This window comes from Terricaulis silvestris (genome assembly GCF_009792355.1).
In the GTDB taxonomy this organism is placed as follows: domain Bacteria; phylum Pseudomonadota; class Alphaproteobacteria; order Caulobacterales; family Aquidulcibacteraceae; genus Vitreimonas; species Vitreimonas silvestris.
Map to the genome: position 1 here is coordinate 1,364,627 of NZ_CP047045.1, position 13,109 is coordinate 1,377,735.

At 64.6% G+C, this 13,109-nt stretch carries 16 protein-coding genes; 4 read left to right on the forward strand and 12 right to left on the reverse strand.

Translation table 11 applies throughout. The annotated features are described in order from the left end of the window. Positions 1-567: a TIGR00645 family protein gene (locus tag DSM104635_RS06765; RefSeq protein ID WP_158765477.1), complete on the reverse strand. Its 567-nt coding sequence runs from the start codon at positions 565-567 to the stop codon at positions 1-3. A 127-nt stretch (positions 568-694) separates the two neighbouring features. Between DSM104635_RS06765 and DSM104635_RS06770 the strand changes: the two genes are divergently transcribed. Next, on the forward strand, positions 695-1,132 hold the full coding sequence (locus tag DSM104635_RS06770; RefSeq protein WP_158765478.1) for an MAPEG family protein: 438 nt from the start codon (positions 695-697) through the stop codon (positions 1,130-1,132). A gap of 158 nt (positions 1,133-1,290) precedes the next feature. Here DSM104635_RS06770 and DSM104635_RS06775 read toward each other — a convergent pair whose 3' ends face one another. From DSM104635_RS06775 to DSM104635_RS06790, 4 genes are all read right to left on the reverse strand, one after another. Beyond that, positions 1,291-2,391 (reverse strand): SO2930 family diheme c-type cytochrome, encoded by a 1,101-nt coding sequence (locus DSM104635_RS06775; RefSeq protein ID WP_158765479.1) that lies wholly within the window; start codon positions 2,389-2,391, stop codon positions 1,291-1,293. Between the two features lie 139 nt (positions 2,392-2,530). After that, on the reverse strand, positions 2,531-3,748 hold the full coding sequence (locus DSM104635_RS06780; protein ID WP_158765480.1) for a parallel beta-helix domain-containing protein: 1,218 nt from the start codon (positions 3,746-3,748) through the stop codon (positions 2,531-2,533). A 76-nt stretch (positions 3,749-3,824) separates the two neighbouring features. After that, positions 3,825-4,229, reverse strand: a complete 405-nt coding sequence (locus DSM104635_RS06785; RefSeq protein ID WP_158765481.1) for a hypothetical protein — start codon at positions 4,227-4,229, stop codon at positions 3,825-3,827. After that, positions 4,229-4,459 carry a hypothetical protein gene (locus tag DSM104635_RS06790; RefSeq protein WP_158765482.1) on the reverse strand — a complete coding sequence of 77 codons (231 nt, stop codon included), beginning with the start codon at positions 4,457-4,459 and terminating at the stop codon, positions 4,229-4,231. Before DSM104635_RS06790 ends, DSM104635_RS06785 begins: the two co-directional genes overlap by 1 nt. Positions 4,460-4,551: 92 nt before the next feature. Here DSM104635_RS06790 and DSM104635_RS06795 point away from each other — a divergent pair, with 92 nt between their 5' ends. Continuing rightward, positions 4,552-5,226 (forward strand): DUF6498-containing protein, encoded by a 675-nt coding sequence (locus tag DSM104635_RS06795; RefSeq protein ID WP_158765483.1) that lies wholly within the window; start codon positions 4,552-4,554, stop codon positions 5,224-5,226. Here DSM104635_RS06795 and DSM104635_RS06800 read toward each other — a convergent pair. The 7 genes from DSM104635_RS06800 to DSM104635_RS06830 form a co-directional block, all read right to left on the reverse strand. Continuing rightward, positions 5,223-5,654, reverse strand: coding sequence for an NUDIX hydrolase (locus DSM104635_RS06800; protein ID WP_158765484.1), 432 nt, complete (start codon positions 5,652-5,654; stop codon positions 5,223-5,225). The two genes, DSM104635_RS06795 and DSM104635_RS06800, sit on opposite strands and share 4 nt — an antisense overlap. After that, positions 5,651-5,935 carry a TMEM165/GDT1 family protein gene (locus tag DSM104635_RS06805; protein WP_158765485.1) on the reverse strand — a complete coding sequence of 95 codons (285 nt, stop codon included), beginning with the start codon at positions 5,933-5,935 and terminating at the stop codon, positions 5,651-5,653. Before DSM104635_RS06805 ends, DSM104635_RS06800 begins: the two co-directional genes overlap by 4 nt. A gap of 143 nt (positions 5,936-6,078) precedes the next feature. Next, positions 6,079-6,219: a hypothetical protein gene (locus tag DSM104635_RS06810; RefSeq protein ID WP_187448172.1), complete on the reverse strand. Its 141-nt coding sequence runs from the start codon at positions 6,217-6,219 to the stop codon at positions 6,079-6,081. Between the two features lie 180 nt (positions 6,220-6,399). Then, positions 6,400-7,785 (reverse strand): FAD-binding oxidoreductase, encoded by a 1,386-nt coding sequence (locus DSM104635_RS06815; RefSeq protein WP_158765486.1) that lies wholly within the window; start codon positions 7,783-7,785, stop codon positions 6,400-6,402. A 36-nt stretch (positions 7,786-7,821) separates the two neighbouring features. After that, on the reverse strand, positions 7,822-9,165 hold the full coding sequence (locus tag DSM104635_RS06820; protein ID WP_158765487.1) for a bifunctional cytochrome b/YceI family protein: 1,344 nt from the start codon (positions 9,163-9,165) through the stop codon (positions 7,822-7,824). Then, on the reverse strand, positions 9,165-9,869 hold the full coding sequence (locus DSM104635_RS06825) for a YceI family protein (RefSeq protein ID WP_158765488.1): 705 nt from the start codon (positions 9,867-9,869) through the stop codon (positions 9,165-9,167). Before DSM104635_RS06825 ends, DSM104635_RS06820 begins: the two co-directional genes overlap by 1 nt. Positions 9,870-9,917: 48 nt before the next feature. Beyond that, positions 9,918-10,595 (reverse strand): YceI family protein, encoded by a 678-nt coding sequence (locus tag DSM104635_RS06830; protein ID WP_158765489.1) that lies wholly within the window; start codon positions 10,593-10,595, stop codon positions 9,918-9,920. Positions 10,596-10,711: 116 nt separating this feature from the next. Here DSM104635_RS06830 and DSM104635_RS06835 point away from each other — a divergent pair, with 116 nt between their 5' ends. Both DSM104635_RS06835 and DSM104635_RS06840 read left to right on the forward strand, forming a co-directional pair. Beyond that, positions 10,712-12,331, forward strand: coding sequence for an acyl-CoA dehydrogenase family protein (locus DSM104635_RS06835; RefSeq protein WP_158765490.1), 1,620 nt, complete (start codon positions 10,712-10,714; stop codon positions 12,329-12,331). Continuing rightward, positions 12,328-13,104: a dimethylarginine dimethylaminohydrolase family protein gene (locus tag DSM104635_RS06840; protein WP_158765491.1), complete on the forward strand. Its 777-nt coding sequence runs from the start codon at positions 12,328-12,330 to the stop codon at positions 13,102-13,104. The genes DSM104635_RS06835 and DSM104635_RS06840 overlap by 4 nt, the downstream gene beginning before the upstream one ends. Positions 13,105-13,109 lie beyond the last annotated feature (5 nt).

Below are 13,109 nucleotides of genomic sequence, written 5' to 3' on the forward strand. Positions count from 1 at the left end.
TCATTTGCTCGAATAGCGGTGGTGCACTTCGTGCGCCTTCTCTTCCAGCCAATCCATGGCCGCGACGCACACGCCCGAGAAGATGAACGTCACGTGGATGATCACGTACCAGCGCAGCTGCTGCTCGGTGTAGTTGCTGAGATTCATGAAGATCTTCAGCAGGTGGATGCCGCTGATCGCGACGATCGAGGCGATCAGCTTGATCTTCAACCCACTGAAATCGATCGTGCCCATCCATTCCGGCCGGTCGCGATCCTTGTGCGCCATCTCCATCTTCGAGACGAAATTTTCATAGCCCGAAAACAGAATGATCAGCACCAGATTGCCGGCGAGCGAAAGATCGACCAGCGTCAACACTAGAAGAATGATGTCGGTCTCATCCATGGCCAGCACTTGCGGCGCCTGGATGTAGAGTTCGCGGAAGAACGTCACGATCAGGATGCCGAGCGCCGCGATCAGACCGAGATAGACCGGCGCCATCAGCCAGCGGCTCGTATAGATCAGCCACTCGATGGTCGCTTCGAGGAAGTTGGTGCGGTGTCTCGGCGTGTCGTCGTCGCGGCTCATCGTTTCCCTCGCAAAAAAGTTGGCGGAAAACTAGGGGCGCCAGCGAGCCCCGCCAACCCCGCTCGCGTTAGGGGAGGGTTGCGGGGCGCGGGAACCGGGCGGATGATCTCGCCAAGGGGAGGAAACTATGTACGAACATGGAATGATCACGCCGGTCGTTGCGCTTATCGCATGGTCGCTGCTGATGCTGCTCTGGCTCTACGCCACGCGCATCCCGGCGATGTCGAAGGCTAAGGTGAAACCCGGCGAAGCCACCAAGGCGCAGATGGAAGCGCTGTCCAGCGCCAACGTCGCCAACAACTACAATCACCTGATGGAGCAGCCGACGCTGTTCTACGCGCTCTGCTTTGCGCTGCAGCTGCTCGGCCAAGGCGATCACCCGATCAATATCGGGTTGGCGTGGACCTATGTCGTCATCCGCATCATCCACTCGCTGGTGCAAGCGACGGTCAACGTCATCCTGATCCGCTTCTCGATCTTCATGCTGGGCACGCTCGTGCTGATCGCGCTCTGCGTTCACGCCATGATCGCGGTCGGCATGATCCAGTGGGATTTCACGCACTAGCTTCGCAGCGCATCCCTCCCCGCTCAGGGGAGGGTGTCGCGAAGCTCGCTTCGCGACGGGAGGGGCGGCAGCGCCAACGTCTGCAAGCTTTTGCGCTTCCATCCCTCCCGTCAGTTTGTGCTTCGCACAACCTGACACCCTCCCTTGGCAGGGAGGGATCAGTTTGCGCCTTCGTCCATCTCCGCGATCCACGCGCGGATCAGCGCAACGCCGCGCGCATCGACGCGCTGGCGGCCAAGCTCCGGCATCATCACGCCCGGATCGGTCGATTCCATGCGATAGAGCAGGATCGACCGCTCCGGGTGTCCCGGCTCAATCGCGAACTCGTAGCCGGCCGAACCGCGCCCCGCCGCAACCGGCCGCTTCAACACGCCCCACTGCACCGGCTCATGCTGCGACCAGCGCAGATCCAACCCCGACGTATGCGCAGGCCCTTCCGGGTTATGACAATGCGCGCAGTTCACATCGAGATACGCGCGGGCGCGCTGCTCAACTGTATCGACCGTGTCGTAGGCGCTCGCAACGCGCGGTGCATCGGCCGGGGCTTGATCGAGCAAACCGCGATCGATCCACTCGGCCAGTTGGTTGCGCCATACGCCTTGTGCCGTCATGCCGTGAAGCGCCGGCAGTGGCTCGGCATAGGCGTAGTAGGCGCTCCGATTCAAATTCCGCGCACTCGGCCCGATCGGCACGAGATCGCCGGCGCGATCGTGGCAGCCTTTGCACTGGTTGCGGTTCGGCACGGCCCAATCGAACGCGACCGCCGCGCCGTTCTCATCCGTGAAGCTCACGGGAATATCCGCGCCAATCGGCGACAGCCGCGCTTCGGTCTGCGCCTCGTTCCAAACATAAGGCAGGGCGATCCAGCCGTCGGTGCGCCGGATCAGCAGCCGCGTCTCCAAGAAGCGCACGTTTTCGCCCGGCGTCCGCATGTCGGCGGCAAACGCGAACGTCTTGATCAGCACCGTACCAACCGGAAACTCGAACACACCCTCAGCGTCGTACCGCGCCGTCTGCCCCGGCGGGATGTAGACGTAGCGAAACTTCAGCGCTCCGTCAGAATAAAGCGCGGTGTTCAGATCATACGGCGTCACCCGCGCATTCGGCGCGCGCGCGCCCGCATCCCGGAAGAACCGATATTCCGCCAGTATCTGCGGCGGCCGCTCCGCCAGGATCGCTGCAGTATTCACTGCCTGTGGTGATTGTGCGACGGCGCTCGTGGTCAGCACGAACATCGCGACGAAGAGCAGCGCGCGCATCACCCCCGCCCCTTGTGGGCGGGGGCAGGGGGCGGGGTAACGGCGGTGTTGTTTCCGGAGAAAGCGCCGCCGTCACCCCCATCCGCCGACTGCGTCGGCGCCTTCCCCACAAGGGGGAAGGCTCGATTAGTCCGGAGACTCAATCGTCGATCTCCACGCGCTCCGGCTCAGCCAGCGCCATGAGCGGCGGAAACGTCGGATCCGGCGCGGCTTCGGTGTACGGCGATCCCGCCACCGTCAGGCCGAGCGACAAAAAGCTCGCCGTCCCCGTCCGTGTCGAACGATTGTCTTGCACCACGATGCGCACCTGCTCATTTCGCGGCGTGCCGCCGACGGAATAGAGCGTCGCGCCATCCCACAGCACGTCCGGCATCGGCACGCCCGCCTGCGCCAGAGCCGCGATATCGCCAGTCGGCGAGAACCCAGCGTTCCCGAACCGGTTGTCGCGGATCATGATGTTGCGCGGCAGGGGATTGTAGCGCGCGTCCTGAAACTCGGCCCGATACGACGTGACGATTACGTTGGCGGTGCCGTTCTCGCCAATCTCATTGTCGAACACGTGCACATCGCGGTTGGCCATGATCAGCACGCCCGTGCCCGCCGGCACCGACGCCACGATGTTGCCCGCCGGCGCAAAGTTCGCCGTGTTGTTGCCCGATATCGTGTTCTCGAACACCCGCACCGAGTGTCCGCCCATTTGCGGTAGGTCTGGCAGATCGAACACCAAGACGCCGCCCGTGTTGAAGCGCGCCGTGTTGCCGAACACGTCGGCGTTGTAGCTGTTCTCGATCTCGATCCCGGCCACGTTGAACTCGGCCAGGTTGTTGCGGACGATGATGTTGCGCGATTGGCCAACATAGATGCCCGCGTCCGACGCGCCCCGCGCGATCGAGTCCACGATCAGTACGTCCGAACAATTCACCGGATAGAGCCCGTAAGCGCCATTGTTGGAGTCCGGACCATTGGTCCACTCCGCCCGCACGCGCCGGAAGGTGATACCCTGGCAGTCGCGCGCCTTGATGCCGTCGCCGCGCGCGTTCTCCACCGCGAAGTCCCGCAGCGTCACACCGTTCGATGTCACCAGCAGACCTTCAGCGCCGCGGCGCTGATTGCTGAAGGAGAGAATGGTCTCGTCGTGGCCTTCACCGCGGATGGTCACGCGGTCCACATCGAGCGAAAGCCCGGAGGTCAGCTCAATGCGCCCACGCCCCAGCTGCACCGTATCACCCGGTCGCGCTTCGATCAGCGCCGTTTGCAGCTCTTGCTCGGCCTCCGGCCCCGGCCGCACCCGCCATGTCCGCGCGTCCGCGACGCCGACCATGATCAACACCGCCGCAGCAGCTGCGATCACCCGCATGCAAATCCTCCCGCTTTTGCCGGAGCTTTGCCGCCTCAATCGTCAGTGTAAAGCCGTGAGCGCCGCTGCCGCGGCGTCAGCGCCGGCCGAACCGCGCCACGATGCCGATCAGATCGCGCGCCAAAGAGGGATGCCGCGCCGCGAGAATGCCGCCGAGCGCCGTCACCGCCAGCGTCACGATCGGCCGCTCGCGCGCGATATCGCCCAAGCCCAGCGGCAGTTCGTCCATCACTTCGGCCTGCAGCGCCGCCGCCTCGCGCTCGCGCTCCAGTTCGCGCTTGCGGTTGCGCATGGTCACGAACAGCGCGAACAGCGCCACGCCCAAAGTCGCGATCAGCGCCACGATTGCCGCTGCGCCCGCCGGTCCCGCCGTCGGCAGGATCAGCGCGTAGATCGCGAAGCCCGAGGCGAACACCGCCATGACGGCCGCCGCACTCGCGGCCGCCGTTGAAATCACCGACGCCATGGCGCGGTCGAACATTAGCGACGGCTCCCCAAGATCAGCCCGATCAGCACGCCGACGCCCAACGTCGTCGCCGCGACCGCGACCGGGCGCTCTTTCCACTGGCGCTTCAGATAGCGATGCGCTTCATCCAACCCGTCTTCGACCGCCGAATGCGCCGCCCGATAGGCTTCCTCCGCGCGCTCCCGGGCTTCTTCCGCCAGCTCAACTGCCGCTTCCGCCGCCGCGCGCGCTCTGTCCTTCGCCATCTTCAATTGCTCCTTAACCCCAACCTAAAGGACTCCGGCTACGCTTGCGCGCCGGCAAGCCCCTGGGGCGAAACCACAACCACTGTGAGCGCATGAGCGAGCCGAAAGTTCCCGCCAGCCGCGGCACACATTGGCCCGCCATCGTTGCGGTTGCGATTAACCTTGCGCCGATCATCGGCGTCGCGTTCTGGGGCTGGAATGCGTTTGCTCTGATCTTTCTCTACTGGCTCGAGAATCTAGTGATCGGCGCGCGCACGCTGGCCAGCATGGCGGCGAACGCCACAATGGGCGGCGGCCCAGGTCTTGGCATCATGTTCTACGGCCCAGCGTTCGCGCTGCACTACGGCCTGTTTTGTCTCGTCCACGGCATGTTCGTCATGGCGATGTTCGGCAACGGGGCGTGGGGCGCGGGCTGGGGCGATCTCGCCAGCGCCGCGTTTGCCTTGTTCGCCAAAGAGCCCAATCTCGCGGCCGGTTTCGCGTCCATTGTGTTCTGGCAGGTGCTTCAGTTCGGGACGTTCATCACCAACGGCGCAGTGAACGAGACCGATCAGAAGTCCCTGATGCTCTCGCCGTATCCGCGCATTGTGATCTTGCACCTCTCCATCATCTTTGGCGGCTTTCTGTTGCAGATGCTCAACGAGCCCTTAGCCGGCCTATTGGTGCTGGCGCTGCTCAAGACGGCGTTCGACGTCGCCGAAGCAATGGGCAAGATGCCGGACTTCGTCGCCAAGCTTAAAGAACACGCCGCCGATTACGGCCGCTAGCGGACCATCGCTCGGGCTGCTTCGATGATCCGCAGGGTCTCGCTCCAGAGCCCGAGCGTTTCCAGTTCCGCAGCTGCGAAGAAGCGCGCCTCGCGCGCGTCGTCTCCGGCCGTTGGTTCGCCCCCGGTCCAACGTGCGGCGTAGTCGATCAGCACGTAATGACCCCAAGGCGGCGCATCCGCGCCGCGCCGACTCAGCACCGCGTCCACCACGTCAATCAGCCCGGCGATCTCCGCGTCGCAGCCAGTTTCTTCCTTCAGCTCGCGCCGCGCCGCGTCGGCGGCGCGTTCGCCCCATTCGATTCGCCCGCCGGGCAGGGACCAGCTGTCTTCCAGCGGCGGCGTCCCGCGCCGCACCAGCAGCACATCATCGTCCCGCAGGCAGACGACGCCGACCGCAGCGACCGGGACATTGCGCGCCTCGCTCATGCGCCCGCCGGCTTCAGCGCGGTCCACAATATGAACGCGCCGATCACGACGAAGCCCGCACCGGCGACGATTTTTAGCACCGGACCTTCAATGAACTCGCGCGCCACCGATCCGACAATCGTGGCGAGCCCGGCCGACGCCACCAGCGCGGCGGAAGATGCAACGAAAACAAGCCACTTGGGCCGATTGCCCTCTGCGGCGAACAATGCGGTGGCGAGCTGTGTCTTGTCGCCCAACTCGGCGATGAAGACGGAGAGAAACACGGTGAGAAAGGCTGCCATGGCGCCGAACTAGGCCCGCAACGTGCGCCGCTCAAGCACGCCAACAGTCGCGCCAAAAGAAAAGTGCGCGCCGCTCTCGCGACGCGCACTTCTTGTTTCTTTGGAGCACTCCGCGAGCGAAGTGCTCGAAAGCCGTCCCCGAATTAACGGGAGGCGCGCTTGGCCTTGCGCTTCTTCGCGGCCTTACGCGGCGCCTTCTTTGCGGCGGCCTTCTTCTTCGGTGCAGCGCGCTTCTTGGCCTTCTTGGCCACCTTCTTCGCTGCCTTCTTCTTCTTCATAGCCATGCCCTGGCTCCTTCTCAGTATCAGCAATGAACGCCGATTACGTCTTCGGTTTATGTTGTGCAAGCACAATCGTCACGCAAAACTTTTCGCGCGACGAAATTGCAACATCGCATTGCTTCGCATCCGAAGCAAGTTTGTGTGTGCAAGCGATGCAGATGAGCGCGTGAGTCGCGCTGTCGATCACGGCAACAACGCGCGCGGGTTCATCACGTTGTTGGGGTCGAGCGCGCGCTTCACGGCGCGCATCAGCGCGATCGACTCCGGGTCTTTGAAGCGCGCGAGATCGGCGCGCCGCGCCACACCAATGCCATGCTCCGCCGAGATCGAACCGCCCATCGCATCGGCGATGGTATAGACCGTCTGGCTGAGTTGCTCGCCGGGGAACTGATCCGGCGCCATGCCGACCGGCTGCATCGCGGTGTAGTGAAAGTTGCCATCGCCCATGTGTCCGAACGCTACGATGCGCGCGCCGGGGCAACTTGCCTCCATCGCCGCGTCGGCGCGTTCAAGGAAGAGCGGCGTCTGTGAAACCGGCACGCTCACATCATGATTGACTTGCGCGCCCTCAGGCCGATGGCCCGCCGATACATCTTCGCGAATGCGCCAAAAACCCCTTGCCTGGCTTGCATTTTCAGCAATCAGCGCATTCTTCGCTTCGCCCGCATCAATCGCCGCCGCAAGCGCGCCTTCGATCGCATCGCGCAGGCCCGCCGCGTTCATCGCTTCGAACTCGATCAACACCATGAACGGTGCGCCCGGCATCGGATCGCGCCGGTCAGCGACATTCTTAACGACGAGATCGACCGAGAGCCGGTTCATGATCTCAAACGCCGCGACCGCGCCCGTCGCGCCCTTCATCCGGTGCAACAGGTCGAGCGCCGCCCTCGCCGACGGGACCGCCACCAGCGCCACCTCATGCGCGCGCGGACGGGGGAACAGCTTGAGGCAGGCCGCCGTCACCACCCCCAACGTTCCCTCGGCGCCGATGAAAAGCTGCTTCAGGTCGTAGCCAGTGTTGTCCTTCCTCAGACCCTTCAGTCCGGAGAACACGCGACCGTCTGGCAGCACCGCTTCGATGCCCAACACGAGGTCGCGCATCATCCCGTAACGCAGCACATGCACGCCGCCGGCGTTCGTCGAAATCAGTCCGCCGATTGTGGCGCTGCCTTCGCTCGCGAGGCTCAAAGGGAAGAGTCGGTCCGATTCGCGGGCCGAGTTCTGCACAGCGGAGAGAATCACGCCGGCCTCCGCGATGAGTGAGTCGTTGGCGGGATCGACTGCGCGGATGCGGTTCATGCGCTTCAGCGAGAGCAGCACTTCGCCGTCCGGGATTTGTCCGCCGACTAGTCCGGTGTTGCCGCCCTGCGGCGTGATCGCCGCGCCGGACGCTGCACATAACCGCACGACATCAGACACTTCTTCTGTCGAAGCCGGCATTGCGAGGAAGGGAGTCGCGCCCTGATAGCGGCCGCGCCACTCCGTCAGGAATGGGGCAAGCGTTTCCGCATCGGTGGCGAAGCCCTTCGGCCCCAAACGCGCGGCGAGTTGCTCGTAAAGCGTAGACATGGCGTCAACTTAGCCCGCGTCGCCGCCTGAAGCGACCTAACGCGCCCGCGTGGCGTCCACACGGATGGTGAGCTGGATGTCCCGCGAGATCAGATCGTCGCCCGAACCGCCTTCGCCGACGCCAAAGTCATTGCGGTCGATCGTAGTCGAACCGCGCATCGACGCCCGGTCGCCATCGATGGAGAGCGTGAAAGGCAGGCTCACGTCTCGGCTCTGGCCCCGGATCGTTAGCCGCCCACGCGCCTCATACTGATTGCCGCCGCGCGACCGGATCCGTGTCGTCCTGAACTCCGCCATCGGATGAGCGCCCGCGTTGAACCATTCCGCCGACGGCAGCGCCCCGTCGTGCGCTGTGACGCCCGTGGAAGCCGAAGCTGTCTCGATCCGTACCACGGCGGAGGAGGCGTCCAGATTGCTGGGGTCGAACCGGATGTCGGCGCGCCAGCGCGTGAAACGCCCGTTGAACGGCGTCGAACCGTTCTCGTCCTCATACTCGTACGCAAACCCGATCGAACTCGATCGCGCATCCACCGTCCAGCGCGGCACAGCCGTCGGCGCAACCGGTGCGCTGTCCGGCGCCCCAACATTCGGCGTCTCCGGCGCGGTTGGCTCGGCCTCCACCGCTTCGAACGTCGAAGGCGGCGCTTGCGGCGCGGCAGAGCCAAGCGTCGCCACAGTGAACAGCGCCGCCACAGCGGCAACCGTAACCAAACTCAATCCAACACCGAGCACCGCCAGCCGCACAGGGTTCTTCGGCGGTGCTTCTTTCTCAAACGGCGCGCGCACGCCGGGGACCATATGCGCCAGCGTCTCGTCGCGATCGAAGAAGTGATGCTTCAGCGCCGCCGCCACATGCAGCGCAACAAGGCCGAGCGCGGTAAATCCCAGATACGCGTGCGTGGTCAGTGCCGCCTCGGCAGCGTCCTCGCGCACATCGAGCGAGGCCTGGTTCAAGCCGAACAAATGCGGGACTTCGAATAGACCGAACCAATGCGTCGGCACCGGCAACGGCGCCTCATCATGGATCGACCAACCGGCGGAGACATAAAGCCAGCCGGTCAAGGGCAGGGCGATTATCAGCGCGTAGAACGCCCAGTGCGTCAGCTTCGCGACGAACTTTTCCCAGCCCGGCATATGCACAGGCAAAGGCGGCGGCGGATTGGCCAAGCGCCAGCCCAGTCGCACAACGCTCAGCGCCAACACTGTCAGCCCAATCGACTTGTGCAGCTGATAGGCCTCGAACAAACCCTGGCTTACATTCCCGTTCTCGGCCTCTTCGTGCATCCAGAGGCCCAGCGGGATCATGAACAGGATTGCTGCCGCGATCGCCCAATGCAGGACGATCGCGACCGCGGTGTAGCGCTGAGCCGTGGCGCTCATCAGTTCACCGGTTCAGCGGTCGGGCGATCCGGTGTGGGGACGCCCTCGATCGGCTTCGAGAATAGAGCCTCGATGGTGATCGTGACGCGATCGCCGGAGCCGTCCTGAGCGTCTGGCGACGACGGCATCATCTCATCGACTCCGAACTGTGACCGTTGGATTTCTCCCGTCGCCGTGAAGCCAATCGAAGAAATCTGCATGCCGACCGGATGCGGGCTGTGGCTGCCATTGTACGTGGCGTCCAACGTGACGGGCTGCGTCACGCCATGAAGCGTCAGATCGCCCGTGACCCGTGCTGTGTTCGGGCCGGTGCTTTCAACCGACGTGGATCGAAACGTCGCCTGCGGGAACGCGGCGCTATCCAACCAGGATGAGTTCTGCAGCTCCGCATCAAAATCCCGCTCGCCGGAATAGGGCGTGTCCAGCGACGTCACATCCACAGTCGCCTCGACCGAGGACTGCGCCGGCGCCTCCGCATTAAAGTGCAGCGTGCCAGAGACCGTGTTGAAGCGTAGCGTGTAGTTGGAAATGCCAAAGCGGCGCACGGATACTGTGACCGTCGAGTGGTTCGGATCGAGCGCATAATCCCCGGACGGTGCGTTCACCGGCAGCTGCGCTTCCGGCGCAGGCGTCCCGGGCGTCTCCGCCGGTTGCGAACAGGCGACCAGCGCCAGAGCGGCCGAGGCCGCGATCCAAACTCTCATGAACGTCTCCCAGTTGAACCAATCAATCTAGGCTTCGCGCGCCCAGGCTCACGCCTTCACGAATTCCGCCTCGATCACAATCTGCACCGCGTCGCCCGTGAACGCGTCCCACTCGGTCACGCCCCATTGCACGCGGTCGATTTCGCCGTGGGCGGAGAATCCAAGCACCTGATTGCCGCCGCGCAGCGGGTCGATAGCAGCGCCATCGAAGGTGGCCTCCAGCGTCAAGGGATGAGTCTGCCCGTTCATCGCGAGATCGCCCGTCACGCGCGCCGTGTTCTGACCCGTGCGCTCAATCGCTGTGGACGTGAAGGTGATCCGCGGCGCTTGAGCCGCGCCAAGCGCGCTGGCGATCTGCCGGTCGAAGCCGCGCTCGCTGTCGCGGTTGAGCACGCCTGTGTTGACCGATGCCGCATCGACGCTTGCGGTCAATCGCGATCGCGAAAGATCCGCCGGATCAAGTTCGAGAGACCCCGCTTCAGTATCGAAGCGCGCCGTGAACCAAGCGAGGTCCATGTGCCGAATGCGGAAGAGCACGGTCGCGTGGCGCGGATCGATCCGGTACGCGCCCGCCGGCAGGTTTACCGGCTCGAATGTCGTCGGTGCCGAGGACGCAGCGGCCGATGGCGCGTTGGCGCCGGTGAAGGGCGGCGGCGCATCGCCAGCGCCCTCCACACTGGCGCACGCGAAGAGACCCAAGCTGGCGGCAATCACCCAAGCGCGCATATTAAGCCTCCACGTGCCCCCGGGGCGAAATCTAGGTGCGCCCGTACCGTCGTCCAGGACGCATCGACGACTTGTCGCATCGCCCGTTAAGGTAGGTCCGAGGGAGAGCCGGAACTATGACCTACGTCGCGCCGATCGCCGACTTTCGCTTCGCATTGGAGGCCTGCGCCGACTTCTGGTCGCTGTGCGAACGCTATCCCGATCTCGACGCCGACCTGCTCGCCGCAATCCTCGATGGCGCCGGCGCCCTGGCGAGCGAGACGCTCGCCCCCATCAACCGCAGCGGCGATCGCGCCGGCGTAAAGCTCAACGGCGATGTCGTGACCGCAGCGCCCGGTTTCCGCGAAGCATACGAAGCGTTCAAGCAAGGCGGCTGGCAGGGCCTCGCCGCCGATCCAACCTATGGCGGGCAGGGACTCCCTCGTGCGCTCGCCATCGCCGTGATGGAAACAGTGCACAGCGCCAACATGAGCTTCGCGCTGCTGCCGATGCTCACGCTTGGCGCCATCGAAGCCATCGAGCAGCACGGCGCACCAGACCAGAAGAAGCTCTATCTCGAAAAGCTCGTCTCCGGTGAATGGTCCGGCACAATGAACCTGACCGAACCGCAAGCTGGCTCAGACCTCGGCGCCATCACCACCAAAGCCGTCGCGCAAGCCGACGGCAGCTACGCCATCACCGGCCAGAAGATATTCATCACTTGGGGCGAGCACGATTGCGCCCCCAACATCATCCACCTTGTCCTCGCCCGCATAGAAGGCGCGCCCGCCGGATCGAAGGGCATCTCGATGTTCATCGTCCCGAAGTTTCGCGACGAGGACGGCTCGCGCAACGCCGTGCGCTGTATCGGTCTCGAAGAAAAAATGGGCATCCACGCTTCGCCCACCTGCACGCTTGCCTACGAAGGCGCGACCGGTTGGCTGATAGGCCAAGAGAACAAGGGCCTCGCCGCCATGTTCACGATGATGAACGCAGCGCGGATCAATGTCGGCATGTCCGGCGTCGGCGTCGCTGAAGCGGCGTACCAAAAAGCGCTCGCCTACGCCCGCGAGCGCAAACAAGGCGGCAAGCTCATCATCGAGCACCCCGACGTCCGCCGCATGCTCATGACCATGCGCGCCAAAATCCAAGCCGGCCGCGCCATCTGCTACGCCACCGCCGTCGCCGCTGATGCCGGCGAGAAAGCCCGCGAAGATTTGCTCACCCCCATCGCCAAAGCCTGGTGCACCGATCTGGGCGTCGAAGTCTCTAGCCTCGGCGTGCAAGTGCACGGCGGCATGGGCTTCGTCGAAGAGGGCGGCGCCGCGCAATTCTACCGCGACGCCCGCATCGCCCCGATCTACGAAGGCACAAACGGCATCCAAGCTATCGATCTCTACGGCCGCAAACTCTTGAGCGACCGCGGCGAAGCGATGCGCCAGCTGATCGAAGAAGCGGGCGCCGTCGCCGGCTCAACCCACCCCTATCTTTCAGCCGCGATTGACGCGCTGGTCGACGCCACGGACTACATGCTCGCGGCGTCGCGCGACGACGCGCTAACAGGCGCCAACGCCTATCTCCAACTGGCTGGCGACGTTGTCGGCGGCATGTTGCTGATCAAAGGTGGCGCCCGCGACCCCAACGCCGAGCAACGCGCGCTGCTGCGCCACTACGCGCGCACGGTCCTCGCCCGCGCGCCATCGCGCGTGGCCGAAATCAGGATCGGCGCCGAATTCTTGGATGCGAGCGCGCTATGACGCTCCGTTTCAACAACGCCATCGTCCGCACCCCGTCGCGCTCCGTGACGCAAGGTCTCCGCGCCGTGGATACCGGCGCGCCTAACTACGAAACGCTCCTCGCCGAACACGCCGCCTACGTCGCCGCCCTCGAACAAGCCGGCGTTGCCGTCGACGTGTTACCGCCGCTCGAAGCCTACCCAGACTCCGTCTTCGTCGAAGATGCAGCACTCGTGTTCACCAACGCCGCCATCCAACTCCGCCCTGGCGCACCAACCCGCGCCGGCGAAGCCGCAGAGATCGCGCCAACTCTCGCTCGCCGCTTCGAACGCGTGCTGCAACTCGAAGCCGGCACGGCCGAAGGCGGTGACATCCTCACCACGCCCCGCGGTGTCCTCATCGGCCAATCCGCGCGGACCAGCGCCGAAGGCGCCCAAGCACTCGTCGCACTCCTCGCGCAACTCGGCCTCAAAGGCATCCCCGTCCAAACCCCGCCCGGCGTGCTGCACTTCAAATCCGATTGCTCACTGCTCGATGACGAGACTATCCTCGCTACGCCGGCGCTCGCCGCCTCCGGCGTGTTCGACGGCTTCCGCGTCGTGCTCACGCCCGACGGCGAAGAGGGCGCGGCCAACGCCATCCGCGTCAACGACCGTGTCTTCCTCAGCGCCGGCTACCCGCGCGCCGCCGATGCGCTCACTCAACTCGGTTTCCGCATCGTCACATTACAAACGCGCGAAATCGCCAAGATTGACGCCGGGCTCTCCTGCATGTCGCTGCGCTGGCGCGGATAGATTGA